Origin of the sequence: Paraburkholderia piptadeniae (assembly GCF_900007165.1) — a bacterium.
In the GTDB taxonomy this organism is placed as follows: domain Bacteria; phylum Pseudomonadota; class Gammaproteobacteria; order Burkholderiales; family Burkholderiaceae; genus Paraburkholderia; species Paraburkholderia piptadeniae.
This window is the reverse complement of the sequence record NZ_CYGY02000035.1, coordinates 1-19,939: the sequence shown is the minus strand read 5'-3', so window position 1 is coordinate 19,939 and position 19,939 is coordinate 1. Positions and strand designations below refer to the sequence as shown.

Sequence of the window (19,939 nt, the reverse complement as noted above, 5' to 3'; positions counted from 1 at the left end):
GTCTCTTCAACCTATTGAATCAAAAGACAAACAATGATTTATCCGTGGCAAACCGACGACTGGAACCGCCTGCAGCAGCTGCGCGCCCACTGGCCGCACGCATTGCTGCTCCATGGGCAGGCCGGGATCGGCAAGCTGCGCTTCGCCCAGCATCTTGCGCAGGGGCTGTTGTGCGAATCGGCGTTGCCGGACGGCGAGCCGTGCGGCAAATGCGCGGCATGCAACTGGTTCAGCAAGGGCAATCATCCGGACTACCGGATCGTGCTGCCCGAGGCCCTCGCCGCCGAGGCGGGCTTCGTCAACGCCGCAAGCGATGAAAAAGCGGAGAAGGCCGACAAGGCCGACGCCGACGACGGCGGCAAGAAAACGCGCGCGCCCAGCAAGGAAATCAAGATCGAGCAGGTGCGGGCGCTGCTGGACTTTTGCGGCGTCGGCTCGCATCGCGGCGGCGCGCGCGTCGTCGTGCTGTATCCCGCGGAGGCGCTGAATATCGCCGCGGCCAATGCGTTGCTCAAGACGCTCGAAGAGCCGCCTGCGGGCGTCGTGTTCCTGATGGTGTCGGCGCGCATCGACCGCCTGCTGCCGACCATCATCAGCCGCTGCCGTCAATGGCCGATGACGACGCCTTCGCCCGAAGCCGCCACGGACTGGCTCGCGACGCAGGGTATCGACGATGCGCCGGGCCTGCTCGCGGAAGTGGGCGGCGCGCCGCTCACGGCGCTCGCGCTGGCGAGCGACGAGAACCGGCCGCTGCGCGACTGGACGCTGAACCAACTGGCGGCCGGTCCGGACTGCGATGCTTTCGCCTGCGGCGAGACGCTGCAGAAACTGCCCGTGCCGCTCGTGCTCGGCTGGCTGCAACGCTGGATGTACGACCTTCTCGCGCAGTCCACGGCGGGCACGCCGCGCTATTTCCCGGCGGCGGCGTCGGCGCTCGCGCGCTGCGCATCGCTAGCCGATGCGCATGCATTCGCGCGCTTCATGCGGACGGTCACGCGGCAGCGCGCCGTCGAAAACCATCCGCTCAACGCGCGGCTCGTGTTCGAGGAACTGTTTCTCGGCTATCGCGACCTGTTCGCGTAGCCCGCGCGGAGCGGCGCGGCCGCTTCGTTCCGCTTCCTGTCCCATTTCATTGAACGATATCGACATGACCTTTCAGTACCGCGACGCCACGCTCGACGATCTGCCCGAAATCGTCGCCATTTACAACTCGACCGTGCCGTCGCGGCAGGTCACGGCCGATCTGGAGCCCGTCAGCATGGATAGCCGCCGCGCGTGGTTCGATGCGCATGGCCCCGAAAAGCGTCCGCTGTGGGTGGTCGAAGACGAGGGGCGCATCATCGGATGGCTGAGCTTTTCTGATTTCTACGGCCGTCCGGCCTATCAACGTACGTCCGAAGTCAGCATCTATCTGCACGAAGCGGCACGCGGCAAGGGCTTGGGCAAGAAACTGCTTGCGGCCTCGCTGGAGGCGGCGCCGAAACTCGGCATCGATACGGTGCTCGGTTTCGTGTTCGGCCACAATGAGCCGAGCGTGCGGCTTTTCCAATCGTTCGGCTTTACCGCTTGGGGCACGCTGCCGCGCGTTGCGGTGCTGGATGGCGTCGAACGCGATCTGGTCATCCTCGGCAAGCGTCTGGACGGTTCACACTAAGGGCGTTCTGACTCGCCATCGGATTTTTCGCAGGACTTCACCATGTTTGTCGATTCGCATTGCCACATCAACTTCGAGGGACTCGGCGACCGTCTGCCGCAAGTGCTGGAGAACATGCGCTCGCATGCCGTGACGCATGCGCTGTGCGTATCCGTCGACTTTGAAACGCTACCGTCCGTGCTGGACATTGCGAGCGCGTATGACAACGTGTACGCGTCGGTCGGCGTCCATCCCGATCACGAGGACGCGCGCGAGCCGTCCGTCGCCGAGCTGGTCGAGCTGGCGCAGCATCCGAAGGTGGTCGCGATCGGCGAGACGGGGCTCGACTACTACCGGCTCGAAGGCCGCTCGATCGACGACATGGAGTGGCAGCGCGAGCGTTTTCGCGTGCACATCCGCGCCGCGCATCGGACGGGCAAGCCGCTGATCATCCACACGCGCGCATCGTCGGCTGACACGCTGCGGATCATGGCCGAGGAGCGCGCGAGCGAGCCGGGCGGCGTGATGCACTGCTTCACCGAGCCGTGGGCCGTCGCCGAGCAGGCGCTCGCGCAGAATTTCTACATCTCGCTCTCGGGCATCGTGACGTTCAAGAATGCGACCGACGTACAGGACGTCGCGCGCCGCGTGCCGCTCGATCGTTTGCTGATCGAAACCGACTCGCCGTACCTCGCTCCCGTGCCGTATCGCGGCAAGCCGAATGAACCTGCGTACGTGAGCTATGTCGGACGCTTCATCGCGCAGCAACGCGAGATGCCGGACGAAGCGCTCGCCGCTGCGACGACCGAGAACTTCTTCCGCCTGTTCAAGATTCCGGCGCCGGCAGGTGCTTGAGTTGCGAAGTCAGCAATATCAATGGGATAGGAAATTTTCCTAAAGTAAAGCATGAAAAAATACATGATCGAGGGCCATAACGGCATGTCATTCCGTCCGACCATCGCCCGCGCCGTGGGCCTGCGCCGACGTTTCGCGGCGGTGTCGTTGGCGGCGGGTGTCGCGTTCGCGACGCTCGGCGCGCTGCCAGCGCACGCGGCGTCCACCGACACGATGATCAAGGCCGTCAAGTTCGACGATGTGAAGGAAGTGAAGAAGCAACTGGCGAACGGCATGGACCCGAACATGGCCGACAACCAGGGCATGCCGCTCCTGGTGATCGCCGCGCGCGAGAAGTCGGACAAGGTGGTCGCCGCGCTGATCGACAATCCGAAAACGGACGTCGAGATTCTCGACAAGGCCGGCGAAAACGCGATGATGATGGCCGCGCTGAACGGCGACATCGATATCGTGAAGCTGCTGATCGCGAAGGACGCCGAGGTCAACAAGAAGGGCTGGGCGCCGCTGCATTACGCGGCCGCGAACGGTCACGACGATATCGTCAAGCTGCTGCTCGATCACGACGCATACATCGACACGGGTTCGCCGAACGGCACGACGCCGCTGATGATGGCCGCGCGCGGCGGTCACGTGTCGACCGTCAAGCTGCTGCTCGACAGCGGCGCGGACCTGAACGTGAAGAACCAGATCGGCCTCACGGCGCTCGACTTCGCGAAGCAGTACAAGGAGCCGGACGTCGTCGAGGGGCTGACGGCGCGCATGCAGCAGTCGCAGAAGCAGGCGCCCGCCGGCGCGCCTGCAACACCGCAAAACAGTGCAAAATAGCGGCTTCGGCGCGAGTCACCAGGCGCCCGAATTGCAGCCACGCGTCGGTTGGGCGGCAAAGACAGCCGGGCACCGTCCACGTTGCCGGGCTCATACGAGGAAGGAAAAAACATGCTGCGGGTTTTGATTTGCGCCAGCGCGCTCGCCGTGCCGTTGACGGCTGCCGCGTTCACGGGGGGCGACCTCAACAAGCTGTGCACGAAGACGGACGTTGCATCCCGTAGCGCGTGCGCGGCGTACATCGAAGGGGCCGCGGACGGCGTCTTCAACACGATCGATGCGATCGGCGGGACCACGGGCCCGCGCGTCGGCCAGTACTTCTGCCTGCCGCCGGACGCGCGCTCGCAGCAACTGACGGACGCCGTGCGCAAGTACATCGCCGACAATCCGAACGTCGCGGGCTACAACGCGAGCACGGCCGTCTCGCTCGGGCTCGGCAAGGCGTTCCCCTGCAAGTCGGGTAGCTGACAGGCGGCGGGCGTCGTGCCCGCTGCGTCCGTCCGCGCCGCATTCCGACGCGCGCCGTGTTGCATGCACGGCGCGCGTTTTTGCGCTTGCGGCGCGCGTGTGCTTCGTTCGCGTGTCGTTCTTCGTCCCCGCGTCATTTGCGAGTGCTTTGCCGCCGCGCTTTCGTTGCTGGCGCGCGCCTCATGCTTCTTTCTTCGTCGATTTCTCGCGCATCTGGGGACGGCGCCTATGCGGCCGGTCTTTTTGCCTATGCCTTCCGGATGTGCACAAATGTGCAACTGATCCAGTGCGACCACGGTCGAACCAACACTGAACAACGCGCGCCGGCCACGACGACCGGCCGCCTCAACGAAAGTGGAGGGACAACGACATGGGCCGACTGATCGTCGTGTCGAATCGCGTGGCAACGCCGACGGAAACCAAGGGCTCCGCGGGCGGGCTGGCCGTCGGCGTATTCGGCGCCCTGAAGGACACGGGCGGCGTGTGGTTCGGATGGAGCGGCGACGTCGTCAGCGAAACGGTCGCCGAAGCCGGGCCGACACTTGAAGTGGACGGCAGCGTGACGTTCGCCACCACAGGGCTCACGCGCAAGGACTACGACCAGTACTATCGCGGCTTTTCGAATGCGACGCTGTGGCCCGTCTTCCACTACCGCAACGACCTCGCGCGCTACGAGCGCGACGAGTACGCGGGCTACCGGCGCGTCAACGCGTGGCTCGCGCACAAGCTGATCAAGCTGCTCCAGCCCGACGACATCATCTGGGTCCACGACTATCACCTGATTCCATTCGCCGAAGCGCTGCGATCCGAAGGCGTGTCGAACCGCATCGGATTCTTCCTGCATATTCCGTTTCCGTCGCCGCAGATTCTGCTCAACATCCCGCCGCACGAAGAACTGGTCAAGTCGCTGTGCTGCTACGACCTGTTGGGCTTTCAGACCCAAAACGACGAGCTTGCATTTCACGACTATCTGTGCCGGCATGCGCGCGGCACCGTATCGGACGATGGGCAGGTGGAAGCGTTCGGCCGCAAGCTGCGCACGGGTGTGTACCGGATCGGCGTGTTCCCCGATGAGATCGCCGAGCAGGCGAAGCGGTACGAGAGCCGTCAGCATGTGCTCGACCTGAAGCAGAGCCTCGAAGGGCGCAAGCTGATCATGAGCGTGGATCGGCTCGATTATTCGAAAGGGCTCGTCGAGCGATTCCGCGCATTCGAAGCGTTACTGGAGCGCTCGCCCGAGTGGCGCGGCAATGTCTCGCTCGTCCAGATCGCGCCGCCGACGCGCTCCGACGTGACGACATACCAGGACATTCGTCAGCAACTCGAATATGAAGCAGGGCGTATCAACGGAAAATACTCAGGCCTCGACTACACGCCCATTCGTTATCTGAACCAGCAATACGACCGCTGGAAACTGATGTCGCTGTTCCGCGAATCGCAGGTCGGCTTCGTCACGCCGCTGCATGACGGGATGAACCTCGTCGCGAAAGAGTACGTGGCCGCGCAGAATCCGGACGATCCGGGCGTGCTGGTGCTCTCGATGTTCGCGGGCGCAGCGGCGGAACTGAAGGGCGCGCTGATCGTGAATCCGCACGATTCGATCGGCATGTGCGAGGCGTTGCAGCAGGCGCTCGCGATGCCGCTCGCGGAGCGCCAGCAGCGCCACGAAATGGACATGGAAGCATTGCGCAAGAACGATCTCGGCGTGTGGCGCGACTCGTTCCTACGCGATCTGCGCAACGTGCCGGCGCCCGCTGCGTTTCCCGAGAGCTGGTCGTCGGCGCGGGAGGCGAAGGATAAGTGATGCATCGCCGGCATTCATTCGCTATCCGGATCAATCTCGATCGTTTTGAACGAAACGCCCGCCGTTCGGAGCGCGGATGCTGAGCACGCTTGCGATCGCCAACTACCGGTCGCTTCGCGATCTGATCGTGCCGCTCGGGCGGCTGAACATCGTCACGGGACCCAATGGCAGCGGCAAGTCGAGCGTGTACCGCGCGCTGCGCCTGCTGGCCGCGACCGCGCGCGGCGGCGTCATTCCGTCGCTCGCGCGGGAAGGCGGTTTGCAGTCGACGCTCTGGGCCGGTCCCGAGCGTTTTTCCCGTGCGATGCTCGCCGGCGAGACGCCCGTGCAGGGCACGCGCCGCGCGGAGCCCGTGAATCTCAGACTGGGCTTTGCCGGCGACGAATTCGGTTATGCGATCGACCTCGGTCTGCCTGTTCCAGGCGAGACGCAATTTGGACTCGATCCCGTCATCAAGCGCGAGTGCATCTGGAGCGGGCCGGTGCTGCGTCCGTCGGCGCTGCTGGTGGACCGGCACGGCGCAGCGATCCGCGCACGCGGCGACGACGGCGAATGGCAAACTATTCCGCATCCTGTCGCGAGTTTCGACAGCATGATGACGGAGTTCTCCGACCCGCGAAGCGCGCCGGAGATGATCGCGGTACGTGAACAGATCCGCTCCTGGCGCTTCTACGATCACTTCAGAACGGATGCCGAGTCGCCCGTTCGCCTGCCGCAAATCGGCACGCATACGCCCGTGCTCGGCGACGACGGCGCGGATCTCGCCGCTGAGACGATACGCGAGATCGGCGATGCGAATGCACTCGACACCGCGATCGACGATGCGTTTCCCGGCTCGCGCGTGGCGATCACGAACGTCGAAGGGCGCTTCGAAGTGACGATGCAGCAGCAAGGCCTGCTGCGCGCGTTGAAGGGCGCCGAGCTGTCGGACGGCACGCTGCGCTATCTGCTGCTGGTCGCCGCGCTGCTGACGCCGCGTCCGCCCGCGCTGCTCGTGCTGAACGAACCGGAGACGAGCCTGCATCCCGATCTGCTGCCCGCGCTGGGCCGTCTCATCGCGCGAGCTTCGCTGCGCTCGCAGGTGATCGTCGTGTCGCATGCGGCGCGGCTGATTTCGGCGTTGGAGCGCGAGGAGGGCAGCGAGTCGGTCGTGCTCGACAAGCAGTTGGGCGCGACGCGCATCGTCGATGCGGATTCGCGCGATCTGCCCGCGTGGAAGTGGCCTGCGCGATAACGCTATGTACCGCGAAGGGCCAGGCAACGTGCGCGATGCGCGAAGAATCGGGCGTCGTAATCGGGCACCGTAATCGAGTGTTTCCCGACTGTAACAGCGACATGCAATTGAAATACCCCAGGGCCTTTCGCGAATCGGTAGGCAATAATCCGTACATGGAAACGAGACGTGCCAGGTGAAGCGGCGAAGCGCACCCTTTGCTGCGCGAAGCAATCGTGGCGCTTAGGGGTTGTCCGGGTTGACCGGCGTTTGACCCGAGCCGGGCGGCGCATCGACACGCGAGAGTGCATCGAACCGTCGCATCGCGTTTGATCGGCCGTCTGCCTGCTGGCATACTCGTTCGCCACCGACTCGCCGCGTCGGGCCGCATCGTAGCCCGCCTGGAGACACACATGAGAATTGCGCAGATCGCCCCTTTGACCGAATCAGTGCCGCCGAAACTGTATGGCGGCACCGAACGGGTCGTGTCGTATATCACCGAGGCGCTCGTCGACCTCGGGCACGACGTGACGCTTTTTGCAAGCGGCGACTCCGTCACGAGCGCGAAGCTCGAAGCGGTGTGGCCGCGTGCGCTGCGGCTCGATCCCGGCATTCGCGACCGCATCGCGCCGCACATGCTGTTGATGGAACTCGTGCGCCGTCAGGCCGAAGATTTCGACGTGCTCCATTTCCACATGGACTACTACTCTTTTTCGGTATTCAAGCGCCAGGACACGCCGTTCGTCACGACGCTGCACGGACGTCTCGATCTGCCCGAGCAGCAGCCGGTGTTCGATACGTTCAACACGGCACCCGTCATCTCGATCTCGAACGCGCAGCGTCATCCGCTGCCGCAGGCCAAATGGCTTTCCACCGTCTATCACGGGCTGCCCGAGAAGCTGTACGTGCCGCAGCCCGTCGAGCAGAAGTACCTCGCGTTCCTCGGGCGCATTTCGCCTGAAAAGCGCGTCGATACGGCCATCCGCATTGCGGGCCGCTGTGGGCTGCCGATCCGCATCGCCGCGAAGGTGGACGCCGCCGACCGCGAGTACTTCGAACGCGACATCAAGCCGCTGCTCGATCTGCCGTATGTCGAATACATCGGCGAGATCGCCGATGATCAGAAGGCCGAATTCCTGTCGGGCGCGCATGCGCTGCTGTTTCCGATCGACTGGCCCGAGCCGTTCGGGCTCGTCATGATCGAGGCGATGGCGTGCGGCACGCCCGTCATCGCGTTCAATCGCGGCGCGGTGCCCGAAGTCGTAGACGACGGCATATCGGGCTTCATCGTCGAAGATGAAATCGGCGCGGTGGCCGCGATCAATCGTCTGCACAAGCTGCCACGCTCGCTGGTGCGCGAGCACTTCGAAGAACGCTTCACGTCGCACCGGATGGCGCGGCAGTACATCGAGGCGTATCAATCCGTGATCCGCGCGCAGAAGCGCTCGCGCTTCAAGGTGATCGACGCGTCGTCGAGCACCTGACGCGTGCCCGCACAGTCCACGCCGGCGGACGCAAAGGATCGCGGTTAAGAGGCGCGCATAAAGAAAGGGCGATGCAGTGAGTAGCTGCATCGCCCTTTGTCATATTCGCCGTAGACGGTCGGCGACGCCGCACGGTTGATCGACAGCCTGCCGGAACACCGACTGCCTTGCGGACTTGCGTCCGCGTCCCGTCGTCATGCGCAAGAGCGGCCCGGCCCCGATGCACGGAGGAAAGCGGGCCGCGCCGGCGTCAGACGGTCAGATCTTCAGCCGCGATACCTTCGTGCCGTTCAGCGACACGTCGGCCATCAGGCCGGCATTCGTCAGCACGAACGCCTGGACGGGTGCGGTGGCCGTCGTCGTGTCGACAGCGCCGTTCGCGCCGACCTTGACGAGCGCGACCGATGCATCCGCGCCCGCCGACCAGCCATCCGAATTGCGGAATTTGTCGAGTGCGTCCTGCGTCATGAAGAGGAAGATGATCGCCTTCGACTGCGCGCCCGCCGTCAGGCCGAACGAGCCGGAGATCGTGCTGTAGTACCCGACGGAGTGGCCACCGACGCGCAGCGCGCCTTCACCGTACTGTCCGCCGACCACGAAGCCGACCTGCAGCACGGACGGGAACACGAGGACGCCACGTGCCTTCGAGACCAGCTCGCGCGATCCGCTAACCGAGGTGTACAGGCGCGACATCGTGCCGTCGACGCTGGCGTCGATCGACTGGCGTTTGGACATGTCGGTAGCGGCAGATTCCCCGCTGCTCTTGGTGGTGGTGCAGCCGGCCAGTGCAAGACTTCCGAAAGCGAGCGCGGCGGTACTCTTCAGAATGAAGTTTCGTCTTTGCATCGTTTTTCTCCATCGTGGTTCCGGGGTGCAGCCTCAGTTCACGCGGGTTGCCTGTTTAGTTATATCACACGCACAAGAAAGCAAGGGTCTTGCGAACACCGCGCAAACCCTTGTGCGACGGGCGCCCCCGGGATGACCGGCGAATCGTTGGGTAATTCTGGCCGGTCGGTGGACATGTGTCGCAACCGTGTCCCGGCAGCGTCGAACGATCGCGCGACGTCATACGATTGGCTCGCTTTTCCGCGCTCGCCGTGCCATGGAGAGCAGGTCGTATTTACCGGTTTTTGCACCGCGAAAAAATCGCTCGAAAGCTAATGGAAAGTGTTGCGGGAATGCCGCATCCGCGTCTGTCGCGCCGCGATCCACAAGCGCGCCGCATCGCCATCACGCCGGTTTTGTCATCAATGGCGGGCGAGCGCGTGAAGCACGCGAAAGTCAGTGCGCTAATGATTCGCCGGGCTCTTGTTCACGGGCGGCCTCCGCAGCGCGCGCCGCACCATCCCGATGACGACGCCGATCGCGAAGATCGTTGCGGCCGGCACGACCCAATAGCCGACGAACGCATGCCACAGATAGCTGGCGAGCGTGCTCTTGCGGACCTCGTATTCGTTGAGCGCATCCTGCTGACGCGGCGCATTGGCCGCGAGCACGTCGGCGGGACAGCCGGCCGCGCGCGCATCGTCGGGCATGCCGCGACAGCGCGCAGCGGCGCCGGCGGCGCGTTGCGCGTCGGTGAGCTGCCACGTCGTGAGCGCGTTGTTCAGGTCGACCCGGTTATAGGCCATCTCCTCCTGAATCTCTCGCACGGCGACGATCGCCACGGGCACCGCCCAGAATACGATCACCACCAGCCAGCGACGCAGCCAGCGATTCTTGTGTCTCCCAACCATCCTTGCCTCCGTGCGATGCGCGAGGGGCATCAACGACAAGCTGGCGGCCCGTGGGACTTGTTTTAGGTGGGGGTGGGCCGTCTGTGCAGCCATCATAGAAGAAAATGGCCCGCAAAGTGCAGGGCGCGATGCACTGGGCAGCGCCGATATGCGCGCGGCATCGCAAGGCGAGGGGATCGCCAGCACGTGATGTGACGTGACGCGCGACACCGGCAACGGGTACGGCCCAGGTGCAAAAAAAAAACGGCGCCCACACAACGGACGCCGTTTTCGCCTTCTGCTGTTCGATTCTGCTTTCCCCGCGCAATGGACGAAAGCAGCCACGAGACAGCGGTTCGAACCGAACCTCGTTTAGCCCTTGTTGCTCAGGCAGGTCTTCATGAATGCCTTGCGATCGTCGCCTTTCTTGTCGCCGGCTTGCGTGTTGCACATCTTCATCTTGTCCTGTTGCGACATCGGCGTGGAAGCAGCCGCCGGCGTGGCCGCCAGGCAGCTCTTCATGAACGCCTTGCGCTCGTCGCCTTTCTTGTCGCCGGCCTGCTTGTTGCAATCGGCCATCTTCGTTTGCTGGCTGTTCGCGGCGAATGCGGGCGACGCGAGCAGGCCCGTCAGGGCGAGGGCGGTGATAATGGCTTGCATCTTCATGGGACACTCCATCACGGGTTGTGGATGTTGTTGATTGTCGTGAGACGGGCTTCGAGCCGGGCAGGTCGCCTTCGCTGTGATTGGCCGTCACCATTGCTTCGCATGGTGCCTGTCAGAACGAACGGACAGGGCAAACGGTTGACCGGGACGCCGTTCGGAATGCACAGGTGTTTCCCCAGGGTCGCTCGTTCGAACAGTCGGTATCGCTATGCTTTAGTCGTAACCATCCAGGAGTTTTCACTATGCACTATCTGTTGATCTACGATGTGTCATCCGATTATCTCGATCGCCGTGCCGAATTTCGTGGCGCGCATCTGAAGCTCGCGTGGGCGGCCGCCGAGCGCGGCCAGTTGCTGCTGGCGGGCGCGCTGGCCGATCCCGTCGATACCGCCGTGCTGCTGTTCGAAGCCGATTCGTCCGAAGTGCCTGAAGCGTTCGCCAAAGCGGACCCGTACGTGCTCAATGGGCTCGTCACGCAATGGCGCGTGAGGCCCTGGACGACCGTCGTCGGCGAGCACGCGTCAACGCCCGTTCGTTGAACGCGCATCCTTCGCCCGTACATTGCGAGTGCGTCGCAGAAGACAAAAACGACGGCTCGTCGAAGCGGCTACGAGCGCCTCGCGCAGCGGAAAATATGCGGCTCAAAACAGAAAATCCGTCTGCGCGATGGTGTTTCATGCCTGGCTCATCAAGTTGAATCCAACTCCGCCTGTTTTGTTGCGCGCGTTCCACGTTCACGCACATGTGTCATCGCGTCGGCGCGAACGATACATCCGCGACGAAAGCAGTACGAATACAGGCAGGCGGATCGAATACAGCGAAAAGCTGAAGTCACCGAAGCGCGACAGCAAGCGAATGGCAGGCGAATCCGCGCATCGCGTCGATCTCGTGTTCGTTGTCGACGGCTTGCGTCTCGGTACGCGCGCCGATGTCGCCGATGAAACGGACGAGCGAGTGGCGGCCAGTGCCGTATCGCTCATGCGCGATCCGCGGTCGTTGATGAAAAGATGATGCGCGGCCATTCACGACACAGCACGCCGATTGCCTGTCGTAGTGGAACGGACGTGCAAAAAATCGATAAGAATTGATTCAATAATTGAGCGATTGTTTTTCGATGTGGAGAGAATGGCGCAATTCGGTTAGTCGATGAGATTATTTGACGCTTTTTTCGTGTTAGGTTATTGCAGGCAAACTTTTGACAGGGTAGGTCATGAACCTGCATTTGCTCACCGGCGTTGCCGTGCTGTTGCTGCTAATAGGCGTTTCCGCATATCGCGAAGCGCTGCGCAAGAGCCGATCAGCCGTATCCGGATAACTCCGGAAAATATGCCGCAATTCGAGGACAACGAGTGAGCGTCGCGTGCCCGGACGTGCCTGTGCAATAAGCAAGATTTACGTCACACAAGTGAATGCATTGAATCAGATCGTGTCATTATTTCCGAATGCATTTCATATAATGGTTTGACCCGCGAAATGAATCAATAATTAATTGTGGAGTCGTATTTATGGCTCGTTTCGACTAATTTTGCGCTGGTCTTTTCTGGGCACGATATCGCGCCGCCTGTCCTGGCGATTGCATACATTCAATCAACCGAGTGGAAATGCACACCATGCTGAAAGTCACCAAAGCCGTCTTCCCTGTCGCGGGCCTGGGAACGCGTTTTCTGCCCGCCACGAAGGCGAGCCCGAAGGAGATGCTGCCCATCGTCGACAAGCCGCTGATCCAGTACGCAGTCGAAGAAGCGATTGCCGCGGGCATCACCGAGATGATCTTCGTCACGGGCCGCAGCAAGCGCGCAATCGAAGACCACTTCGACAAGTCCTATGAGATCGAAGCGGAACTCGAAGCACGCGGCAAGGAGCAACTGCTCGAGCTCGTGCGCAGCATCAAGCCTTCGAACGTCGACTGCTTCTACGTGCGTCAGGCGGAAGCGCTCGGCCTCGGTCATGCCGTGCTGTGCGCGGAAAAACTGGTCGGCGAAAGTCCGTTCGCCGTCATTCTCGCGGACGACCTGCTGCACAGCGAACAGCCCGTGATGAAGCAGCTCGTCGACGTGTTCAACCACTATCACAGCTCGGTGGTCGGCGTCGAAACCATTGCGCGCGAGGCGAGCCGTTCGTATGGCGTCGTCGACGGCAAGGAATGGGAAGAAGATGTGATCAAGCTGTCGGGCATCGTCGAGAAGCCTGCACCCGAGAAGGCGCCGTCGAATCTGGGCGTGGTCGGCCGCTACGTGCTGATGCCGACGATCTTCCGGCACATTCGCGCGCTGAAGCCCGGCGCGGGCGGCGAGCTGCAACTGACGGATGCATTGGAATCGCTGCTGACGGAAGAGCAGGTGCTGGCCTACCGTTACTTCGGCACGCGTTTCGATTGCGGCAGCAAGCTCGGCTATCTGAAGGCCACCGTCGAATTCGCGCTGCGTCACCCGGAAGTGCGCGCGGAGTTCGAGGACTATCTGCAAAGCTATCTGCCCATGCATCTGACGGCAGCCGCCGCCTGAAAGCCGCGTCTACGGCAACGCCGTCATCTCTACCAGCCGTTGCCTTGTGCATCGGCGCGAGTGAGCGCACGCGTGATCCCGTTCACGCGTGCCCGCTCGCCGGCGATGTGCGTGCGAGTATTTCGCGCACATCGTCGTCGGTGGTTTCGCCGAAATCCGAATAGAACTGGCTCACGCTAAAGAAGAGTTCGGGCGCCGCGACGCAGACGAATTCGTCGACGTCGCTGACGATGCGTTCAGCCGCGTCGTACGGCGCAACGGGCAACGCGGCAACGATTTTCGCCGGCCCGCGCGCGCGCAATGCGCGCGCGGCAGCCTTCATCGATGCGCCCGTGGCGAGTCCATCATCGACGATGATGGCGACACGGCCGGCAACCTCGACGCTCGCGCGCTGAGGATCTCGAAACAGCGCCTCGCGCCGCGCGAGCTGCGTTTTCTCGTCCGCCAGCACGCGGTCGAACTCCGCCTGCGAAACGCCGGACTCGCGCATCAGTTCTTCATCGAGGTAGAGCGCGTCGCCCGACGCGATCGCCCCCATTGCCAGTTCCGGTTGCCACGGCATACCCAGTTTTCTGACGACGAGCACGTCGAGCGGCGCGCCGAGCGCGCACGCCACTTCATACGCAACGGGCACGCCGCCGCGCGGCAGCCCGAGCACGACCACGTCGTCGCGCTGCGCGTAATGCTTCAGTTGATCGGCGAGCGCGCGGCCCGCATCGGCACGATCGGCAAATCGGCAATACATGATTCGCTCCCACGTCCGCTACAAATCCGTTCATCCACTATAGGACGTTGAGCATGGAGAGTGCCGACTCCTGCAACGGACGCAATACGCGATTCAACGCGGCTTCCGTCGATTCCTTACCCATCGGCATGTTCGTGCTGAGCGCCGCGACGACTTCGCCGTGGCGGTTCTTCATCGGCACGGCCACGCCGCGCACGCCGATATCCAGTTGCTGCTCGATCACGGCAAAACCATCGGCCTGCGCGCGGCGGATCTTTTCGAGCAGCCCCGTCCGGTTCGTCACCGTGTGCGGCGTGAAGGGCGCGAGCTCGGTGTCGTTGAGCCACGTCTGCATCGCCTCCTGATCGCGGTGATACGCGAGCAGCACGACGCCCGGCGACGTGAGCGGGGCGGGCACGCGCGCGCCGAGCACGAAGCCCGTCGTCATCACACGCGACGTGCCGTTGCGCGCGATGAACACCAGCTCCCAGCCGTCGAGCACGCTCACATAGACCGACTCGTTGATCGTCGCGCTCAGTTGCTGCAGATAAGGCTGCACCATCTTCGGCAGACGCGCGGAGTCGAAATACGACCAGCCGACGCGCAGCACGCGCGGCGTCAGCCCGTACAGCTTGCCGTCGCCCTGCACATAGCCGAGGTGTTCGAGCGTCAGCAGATAGCGGCGCGCGGCCGTGCGCGTCATGCCCGTCAGTTGCGCGGCCTGGCTCGGCGTGAGGCGCGCGTGCTCGCTGTCGAACGACTCGAGAATGGCTAGCCCTTTTTCGAGCCCCGCGATCCAGTCCCGTTTGTCCAGTGGCGGTCGGTTCATAGCAATTACCCTGGTTCTGCGCGTTTAGCGCATCTGTACGCGCGATTATCGCGCGAACGATCCGTTTTGTTCTTGGGTCGGCGCGCGTTTCCCTCATAGCATCCAATCACGTTCCGAGACGCGGCCAGCGCCTCGAACACCCGACGAAATCATGGAGACACGCGATGACCGCCCCGATGCCCCGCCTGGTGCTAACCCGAAAAGCGCGCGCTGAGCGCACAGGAGCGTGCGATTATCGAACGCTTTCGCCATCGGGGGCATTGCCCGCCCACTGACGCCTGCCTATTCTTGAGCCACTTTCGGCGCCCGGCTCCGCAACCCGCGCTGCAAACACGATATCCGAGACATCCGTCATGACTTCCGCCATTCGTTCCACCGAATCCCCGGCGTACGTGAGCCCCGAAAAGAGCCGCGCGCGCAAGGCCGCCCTTGGCAGCTTCGTCGGCGCCGTCGTCGACTGGTACGACTTTCTGCTGTACGGCATCGTCGCCGCCCTGATCTTCAACGCCGAATTTTTTCCCAACATCAGTCCCGCGATGGGCACGCTCGCGGCGTTCGGCACGTTCGGCGTCGGCTTCCTGTTCCGTCCGCTCGGCGGCTTCGTGTTCGGCCACTATGGCGACCGCCTGGGCCGCAAGCGCATGCTCGTGCTGACCGTGATGATGATGGGCCTCTCGACCGCGTTGATCGGCCTGCTGCCGACCTTCGCTTCGATCGGCTGGTGGGCGCCCGTGCTGCTTGTCCTGCTGCGTGCGATCCAGGGCTTCGCGGTTGGCGGAGAGTGGGGCGGGGCGGCGCTGATGGCCGTCGAAAGCGCGCCCGAAAAGAAGAAGGCGTTCTATAGCAGCGGCGTGCAGGTCGGCTATGGCGTGGGGCTGATTCTCGCGACGGGCATCGTGTCGATCCTCACGTCGACGCTCGACAACGATGCGTTCAAGGCGTGGGGCTGGCGCATTCCATTCGTGTTCAGCGTCGTGCTCGTGCTGATCGGCCTTTGGGTGCGATCGAGCATGGAGGAGTCGAAGGAGTTCGTCGAGAAGGTCGAGAAGACGCATCACCGCGCGCGCCTGCCCATCTTCGACGCGTTGCGCGAAAACCCGAAGGCGTTCCTGCTGATCATCGCGCTGCGTCTCGCCGAGCTGTTCACAATGTACATCGTGACGGCCTTCGCGCTGAGCTATTCGACGAGCAACCTCGGCATGCCGCGTCAGTTCTTCCTGAACATCGGCTTGCTCGTCGGCGCCGTCAGCATCGTGACGATCCCGCTCTTCGCGCTCGCCGCCGACCGCTTCGGACGCCGCCGCGTCTATATCACGGGCGCCGTGATCGGCATGCTGTCGGCCGTGCCGTTCTTTCTCGCGCTCGATGCGCGCTCGACGCTGTGGATCGTGGTCTTCGCCGTGATGCTCGCGAACGTCGCGCACGACATGGTAGTGAGCGTCCAGCAACCGATGTTCACCGAACTCTTCGGCACTGAGTTCCGCTACAGCGGCGCGGGTGTCGGCTATCAGGTGGCGAGCGTGGTCGGCGGCGGCTTCACACCGTTCATCGCGGTCGCGCTGGTCAGCATGGCGGGCGGTTCGTGGCATCCCGTTGCAGCGTATCTGGCGATCGGCTGTCTGCTGTCGGTGCTCGTTGCGTGGAAGATGAAGACGCGCTAAGCCACATCCTTTTCAACGCACGCGAGCATCGCACGCAGATATCGCACGCAAGCCTGGCGCCGTGGCTTGCGAACGATACGTCGAACGCGGCGCGCAGCATCACGCGTTTCATCGAAGAAGGTTTTGCCATGAATCACGATCCGAATCAGCCTTGCATCATCTCCGTCGCGATCACGGGCTCCGTGCCGCGCAAGAAAGACAACCCGGCCGTGCCGATCTCGGTGCCCGAGCAGATCGAAAGCACGCACGAAGCGTATGAAGCGGGCGCGACGCTCGTCCATCTTCACGTGCGCGACGAAGACGAGCGCTCGAGTTCCGACCGCAACCGTTTCGCGGCGCTTCAGGAAGGCATCCGCAAGCACTGCCCGGACATCATCATCCAGTTCTCGACGGGCGGCCGCGGCCGTTCGTTCGAGCAGCGCGGCGCGATGCTCGACCTGCGCCCCGACATGGCCTCGCTTGCGACGGGCTCGGTGAACTTTCCGACGACCGTCTACGAGAACCCGCCCGACTTCGTTCGCGCGCTCGCGCAAACGATGCTCGACTACGACGTGAAGCCCGAAATCGAAATCTTCGATCTGGCGATGCTGTACAGCACCGTCGATCTGGTTCAGCAAGGGCTGTTGAACGAGCCCGTGCACGTGCAGTTCGTGATGGGCGTGAAGAACGCGTTGCCCGCGCGGCGCGAGATTCTCGAATTCGAAGTCGCGCAATTGCAAAAGCTGCTGCCGACGGCGACGTGGACGGCAGCAGGCATCGGCCGTCACCAGCTCGAAGTGAACTACTGGACGCTCGAAATGGGCGGTCATTGCCGCACGGGTCTCGAGGACAACGTGCGCTGGGACAAGGACACGCTTGCGAAGAGCAATGCGCAACTGGTCGAGCGCGTCGCGAAGCTGTGCGGCGAATTCGGCCGTCCCGTCGCGACAGCGAAACAGGCTCGCGAGATGCTGTCGCTCAAACCCGCTGCATAGAAACGAATCTTCATTTACGTCATACCCATGCTTCGCTCCATTGCCACCGTGTCGGTCAGCGGCACGCTCGTCGAGAAGCTCGCCGCGATTCGCGCAGCGGGCTTCGACGGCGTCGAGATCTTCGAGAACGACCTGTTGTATTTCGACGGCTCGCCCGCCGACATCCGCAAGCGTTGCGCCGATCTCGGCCTGCAAATCATGCTGTTCCAGCCGTTTCGCGATTTCGAAGGCGTATCGAACGAACGGCTCGCGCAGAACCTGAACCGCGCGCAGCGCAAGTTCGAGCTGATGCACGAGCTCGGCACCGATCTCGTGCTCGTGTGCAGCAACGTCAGCGCAAACGTGATCGCGGACGATGCACTGATCGTCGATCAGCTCGGCCAGCTTGCACTGCTCGCCGAACGCGAAGGCGTGCGCGTCGGCTTCGAGGCGCTCGCGTGGGGCAAGCATGTCAATTCGTATCGTCACGCATGGCGGCTCGTCGATGCTGTCGATCATCCGAGCCTCGGCCTGATACTCGACAGCTTCCATACGCTGTCGATCGGCGACCCGATCGATCCCATCGCCGACATTCCGGGCGACCGCATCGCGTTCGTGCAGATCGCGGATGCGCCGTTGCAGAAGATGGACGTGCTCGAATGGAGCCGCCACTATCGATGCTTTCCGGGGCAGGGCGACTTCGACGTGGCGGGCTTCGCGGATCGCGTGCTTGCAACGGGTTATCGAGGTCCGTTTTCGCTCGAGATTTTCAACGACGGCTTTCGTGCGGCGCCGACAGCCGCGACGGCCGCTGACGGGTATCGCTCGCTGCTGTATCTCGAAGAGCAGGCCGCGCAGCGACGCGTCGCGCCGGCGGCACAGCAGCCCTTGTTCACGCCGCCTGCGCCGCCGTCGCATTCGGGCTTTCAGTTCATCGAGTTCGCCGTCGATTCGACGAGCGCGCCGCGTCTTGCGCAACGCTTTGCCGAAGCGGGCTTTCATGCGGCGGGCCGGCATCGTTCGAAAGACGTGACGCTCTATCAGCAAGGCGTCGCGTCGATCGTGCTCAACGCCGAAACCGATTCGTTCGCCAGCGGGTTCTTTCATACGCATGGACTGTCGCTGTGCGCCTCGGCGTTTCAGGTCGACGATGCGGCGCGTGTGTTCGAGCGCGCGACGTCGTTCGGCTATGCACCGTTTTCGGGCCGCGTCGGACCGAACGAGCGCGTCGTGCCCAGCGTGCGTGCACCCGATGGCAGTCTGCATTACTTCGTCGATGCGCGGCCCGACGAGCCGACGCTCTACGAAGCCGACTTCGTTCTGAACCCGCCCGCGCCGGATACCGCGCTTTCGAAGGCGGAGCAGGGCAGGCTCGATCGCATCGATCACGTGTGCCTGAACCTGCCCGCCGATGCGCTCGACACCTGGATCCTGTACTTCAAGGCCGTCTTCGGCTTCGAGGCCGAACCCGCGTGGCTGCTTCCCGATCCGTATGGACTCGTGCGCAGCCGCGCGGTGCGCAGCGCCGACGGCTCCGTGCGCATCGTGCTGAACGCATCGCAAGACGCGCATACGTCCGTTGCGGAGTCGTTGAACACGTATCGCGGCTCGGGACTGAGTCACGTGGCCTTCGTCACCGACGACATCTTCGCCGCCGTCGAACAGTTGCGCGCACGCGACGTTCGGCTATTGAAGATCCCGCCAAACTATTACGACGACCTTGAAGCGCGTTACGATTTCCTCGATGGCATGGTGACCAAGATGCGCAATGCCCATGTCCTCTATGACAGGGATGCGCAAGGCGGCGAGTTCTTCCATGTCTACACCGAGCAGATGGACGGCCGCTTCTTTCTCGAAGTCGTCCAACGCACGGGCGGATACGACGGCTACGGCGCGGTCAATGCACCCGTGCGGCTCGCTGCACAAGCTCAACGCAAGAACGGCTCGACGACATGAAAGCGATGCGCATTGGCAGTAACCCTTAGCGGTCCTCGCGATACCCCGGTTTTCCCGCATTAATCCAGCTTTCCCGGCACTACCACGCAGCACTGGCGGCGACGGCCTTCGTATGTCGGTTCGTTTGTTCGCCGCCGACACGCAATGCAAAGCATCGTCATAACAGTCAAACATAAGAGGACTTGGAGATGAAAAGACGTTACCCCGAAGTCAAAGCGGCATTGGCCGGCGCAGCGATGCTGGCCTCGATACCCGCGTTCGCGCAAAGCAGCGTGACGCTGTACGGCATCGTCGACAACGGCATCGGTTATCAGTCGAGCTCGACGACGCTCGGTTCGACGTCGGGCGGCCATTCGGCCTTCAAGATGATCACGGGCGTGTGGGCAGGCAGCCGCTTCGGCCTGAAAGGCGCGGAAGACCTGGGCGGCGGCACGAAGGCGATCTTCACACTGGAAGAGGGCGTCAACGCGAACAACGGCACGATGTCGACGACCAACCTGATGTTCAGCCGCCAGGCATTCGTCGGCGTGACGAACGGCACGTACGGCACGCTCACGGCGGGCCGTCAGTATGCGTCGTACTACCAGCTGCTGTCGCCGTACAGCCCGACCACCTGGCTCACGGGCTTCTATGGCGCGCACCCGGGCGA

At 63.2% G+C, this 19,939-nt stretch carries 20 protein-coding genes; 15 read left to right on the top strand and 5 right to left on the bottom strand.

Going from position 1 to position 19,939, the window contains the following annotated elements:
• Positions 1 to 33: 33 nt before the first annotated feature.
• The 8 genes from BN2476_RS19030 (at position 34) to BN2476_RS18995 (ending at position 8,282) form a co-directional block, all read left to right on the top strand.
• Positions 34 to 1,083 carry a DNA polymerase III subunit delta' gene (locus BN2476_RS19030; RefSeq protein WP_087735722.1) on the top strand — a complete coding sequence of 350 codons (1,050 nt, stop codon included), beginning with the start codon at positions 34 to 36 and terminating at the stop codon, positions 1,081 to 1,083.
• Positions 1,084 to 1,147: 64 nt separating this feature from the next.
• Positions 1,148 to 1,654 carry a GNAT family N-acetyltransferase gene (locus BN2476_RS19025; RefSeq protein WP_087735952.1) on the top strand — a complete coding sequence of 169 codons (507 nt, stop codon included), beginning with the start codon at positions 1,148 to 1,150 and terminating at the stop codon, positions 1,652 to 1,654.
• Between the two features lie 42 nt (positions 1,655 to 1,696).
• Positions 1,697 to 2,488, top strand: coding sequence for a TatD family hydrolase (locus BN2476_RS19020; protein ID WP_087735721.1), 792 nt, complete (start codon positions 1,697 to 1,699; stop codon positions 2,486 to 2,488).
• A gap of 84 nt (positions 2,489 to 2,572) precedes the next feature.
• Entirely contained in the window at positions 2,573 to 3,313 is a 741-nt protein-coding gene (locus tag BN2476_RS19015; RefSeq protein ID WP_438942890.1) for an ankyrin repeat domain-containing protein, read from the top strand.
• Between the two features lie 111 nt (positions 3,314 to 3,424).
• Complete coding sequence (locus BN2476_RS19010; RefSeq protein ID WP_087735719.1) at positions 3,425 to 3,781, top strand: Rap1a/Tai family immunity protein; 357 nt, start codon at positions 3,425 to 3,427, stop codon at positions 3,779 to 3,781.
• 370 nt (positions 3,782 to 4,151) lie between these two features.
• Positions 4,152 to 5,585 (top strand): alpha,alpha-trehalose-phosphate synthase (UDP-forming), encoded by a 1,434-nt coding sequence (gene otsA, locus BN2476_RS19005; protein ID WP_087735718.1) that lies wholly within the window; start codon positions 4,152 to 4,154, stop codon positions 5,583 to 5,585.
• A gap of 76 nt (positions 5,586 to 5,661) precedes the next feature.
• Positions 5,662 to 6,819 carry an AAA family ATPase gene (locus BN2476_RS19000; protein WP_087735717.1) on the top strand — a complete coding sequence of 386 codons (1,158 nt, stop codon included), beginning with the start codon at positions 5,662 to 5,664 and terminating at the stop codon, positions 6,817 to 6,819.
• Positions 6,820 to 7,211: 392 nt separating this feature from the next.
• Entirely contained in the window at positions 7,212 to 8,282 is a 1,071-nt protein-coding gene (locus BN2476_RS18995) for a glycosyltransferase family 4 protein (protein ID WP_087735951.1), read from the top strand.
• Positions 8,283 to 8,540: 258 nt separating this feature from the next.
• On the opposite strand, the gene BN2476_RS18990 is transcribed toward BN2476_RS18995, so the two are convergent.
• The 3 genes from BN2476_RS18990 to BN2476_RS18980 form a co-directional block, all read right to left on the bottom strand.
• Positions 8,541 to 9,128, bottom strand: a complete 588-nt coding sequence (locus BN2476_RS18990) for a BPSL1445 family SYLF domain-containing lipoprotein (RefSeq protein ID WP_087735716.1) — start codon at positions 9,126 to 9,128, stop codon at positions 8,541 to 8,543.
• Positions 9,129 to 9,571: 443 nt separating this feature from the next.
• The gene (locus tag BN2476_RS18985) at positions 9,572 to 10,018 is read right to left on the bottom strand and encodes a hypothetical protein (protein WP_087735715.1); all 447 of its coding nucleotides are present in this window, start codon (positions 10,016 to 10,018) and stop codon (positions 9,572 to 9,574) included.
• 351 nt (positions 10,019 to 10,369) lie between these two features.
• Positions 10,370 to 10,663, bottom strand: a complete 294-nt coding sequence (locus tag BN2476_RS18980) for a PsiF family protein (protein ID WP_087735714.1) — start codon at positions 10,661 to 10,663, stop codon at positions 10,370 to 10,372.
• A gap of 242 nt (positions 10,664 to 10,905) precedes the next feature.
• On the opposite strand from BN2476_RS18980, the gene BN2476_RS18975 reads away from it, so the two are divergent.
• The 3 genes from BN2476_RS18975 (at position 10,906) to galU (ending at position 13,167) form a co-directional block, all read left to right on the top strand.
• Entirely contained in the window at positions 10,906 to 11,202 is a 297-nt protein-coding gene (locus BN2476_RS18975; RefSeq protein ID WP_087735713.1) for a YciI-like protein, read from the top strand.
• Positions 11,203 to 11,518: 316 nt separating this feature from the next.
• Positions 11,519 to 11,674, top strand: coding sequence for a hypothetical protein (locus BN2476_RS46505; RefSeq protein ID WP_160111728.1), 156 nt, complete (start codon positions 11,519 to 11,521; stop codon positions 11,672 to 11,674).
• A gap of 599 nt (positions 11,675 to 12,273) precedes the next feature.
• The gene (gene galU / locus BN2476_RS18965) at positions 12,274 to 13,167 is read left to right on the top strand and encodes a UTP--glucose-1-phosphate uridylyltransferase GalU (RefSeq protein ID WP_087735950.1); all 894 of its coding nucleotides are present in this window, start codon (positions 12,274 to 12,276) and stop codon (positions 13,165 to 13,167) included.
• 82 nt (positions 13,168 to 13,249) lie between these two features.
• Here the strand turns inward: galU and BN2476_RS18960 are convergent, their stop codons facing one another.
• Both BN2476_RS18960 and BN2476_RS18955 read right to left on the bottom strand, forming a co-directional pair.
• Positions 13,250 to 13,912, bottom strand: a complete 663-nt coding sequence (locus BN2476_RS18960) for a phosphoribosyltransferase (protein WP_087735711.1) — start codon at positions 13,910 to 13,912, stop codon at positions 13,250 to 13,252.
• Positions 13,913 to 13,949: 37 nt separating this feature from the next.
• Positions 13,950 to 14,720 carry an IclR family transcriptional regulator domain-containing protein gene (locus BN2476_RS18955; RefSeq protein WP_087735710.1) on the bottom strand — a complete coding sequence of 257 codons (771 nt, stop codon included), beginning with the start codon at positions 14,718 to 14,720 and terminating at the stop codon, positions 13,950 to 13,952.
• Between the two features lie 353 nt (positions 14,721 to 15,073).
• On the opposite strand from BN2476_RS18955, the gene shiA reads away from it, so the two are divergent.
• The 4 genes from shiA to BN2476_RS18935 form a co-directional block, all read left to right on the top strand.
• Positions 15,074 to 16,381, top strand: coding sequence for a shikimate transporter (gene shiA / locus BN2476_RS18950; RefSeq protein ID WP_087735709.1), 1,308 nt, complete (start codon positions 15,074 to 15,076; stop codon positions 16,379 to 16,381).
• Between the two features lie 128 nt (positions 16,382 to 16,509).
• The gene (locus tag BN2476_RS18945; RefSeq protein ID WP_087735949.1) at positions 16,510 to 17,355 is read left to right on the top strand and encodes a 3-oxoadipate:acetyl-CoA acetyltransferase; all 846 of its coding nucleotides are present in this window, start codon (positions 16,510 to 16,512) and stop codon (positions 17,353 to 17,355) included.
• Positions 17,356 to 17,382: 27 nt separating this feature from the next.
• Complete coding sequence (locus tag BN2476_RS18940; protein WP_087735708.1) at positions 17,383 to 19,290, top strand: bifunctional sugar phosphate isomerase/epimerase/4-hydroxyphenylpyruvate dioxygenase family protein; 1,908 nt, start codon at positions 17,383 to 17,385, stop codon at positions 19,288 to 19,290.
• A gap of 188 nt (positions 19,291 to 19,478) precedes the next feature.
• Positions 19,479 to 19,939, top strand: a 461-nt coding sequence (locus BN2476_RS18935) for a porin (protein WP_143810990.1), incomplete at its 3' end; no start/stop codon positions are given.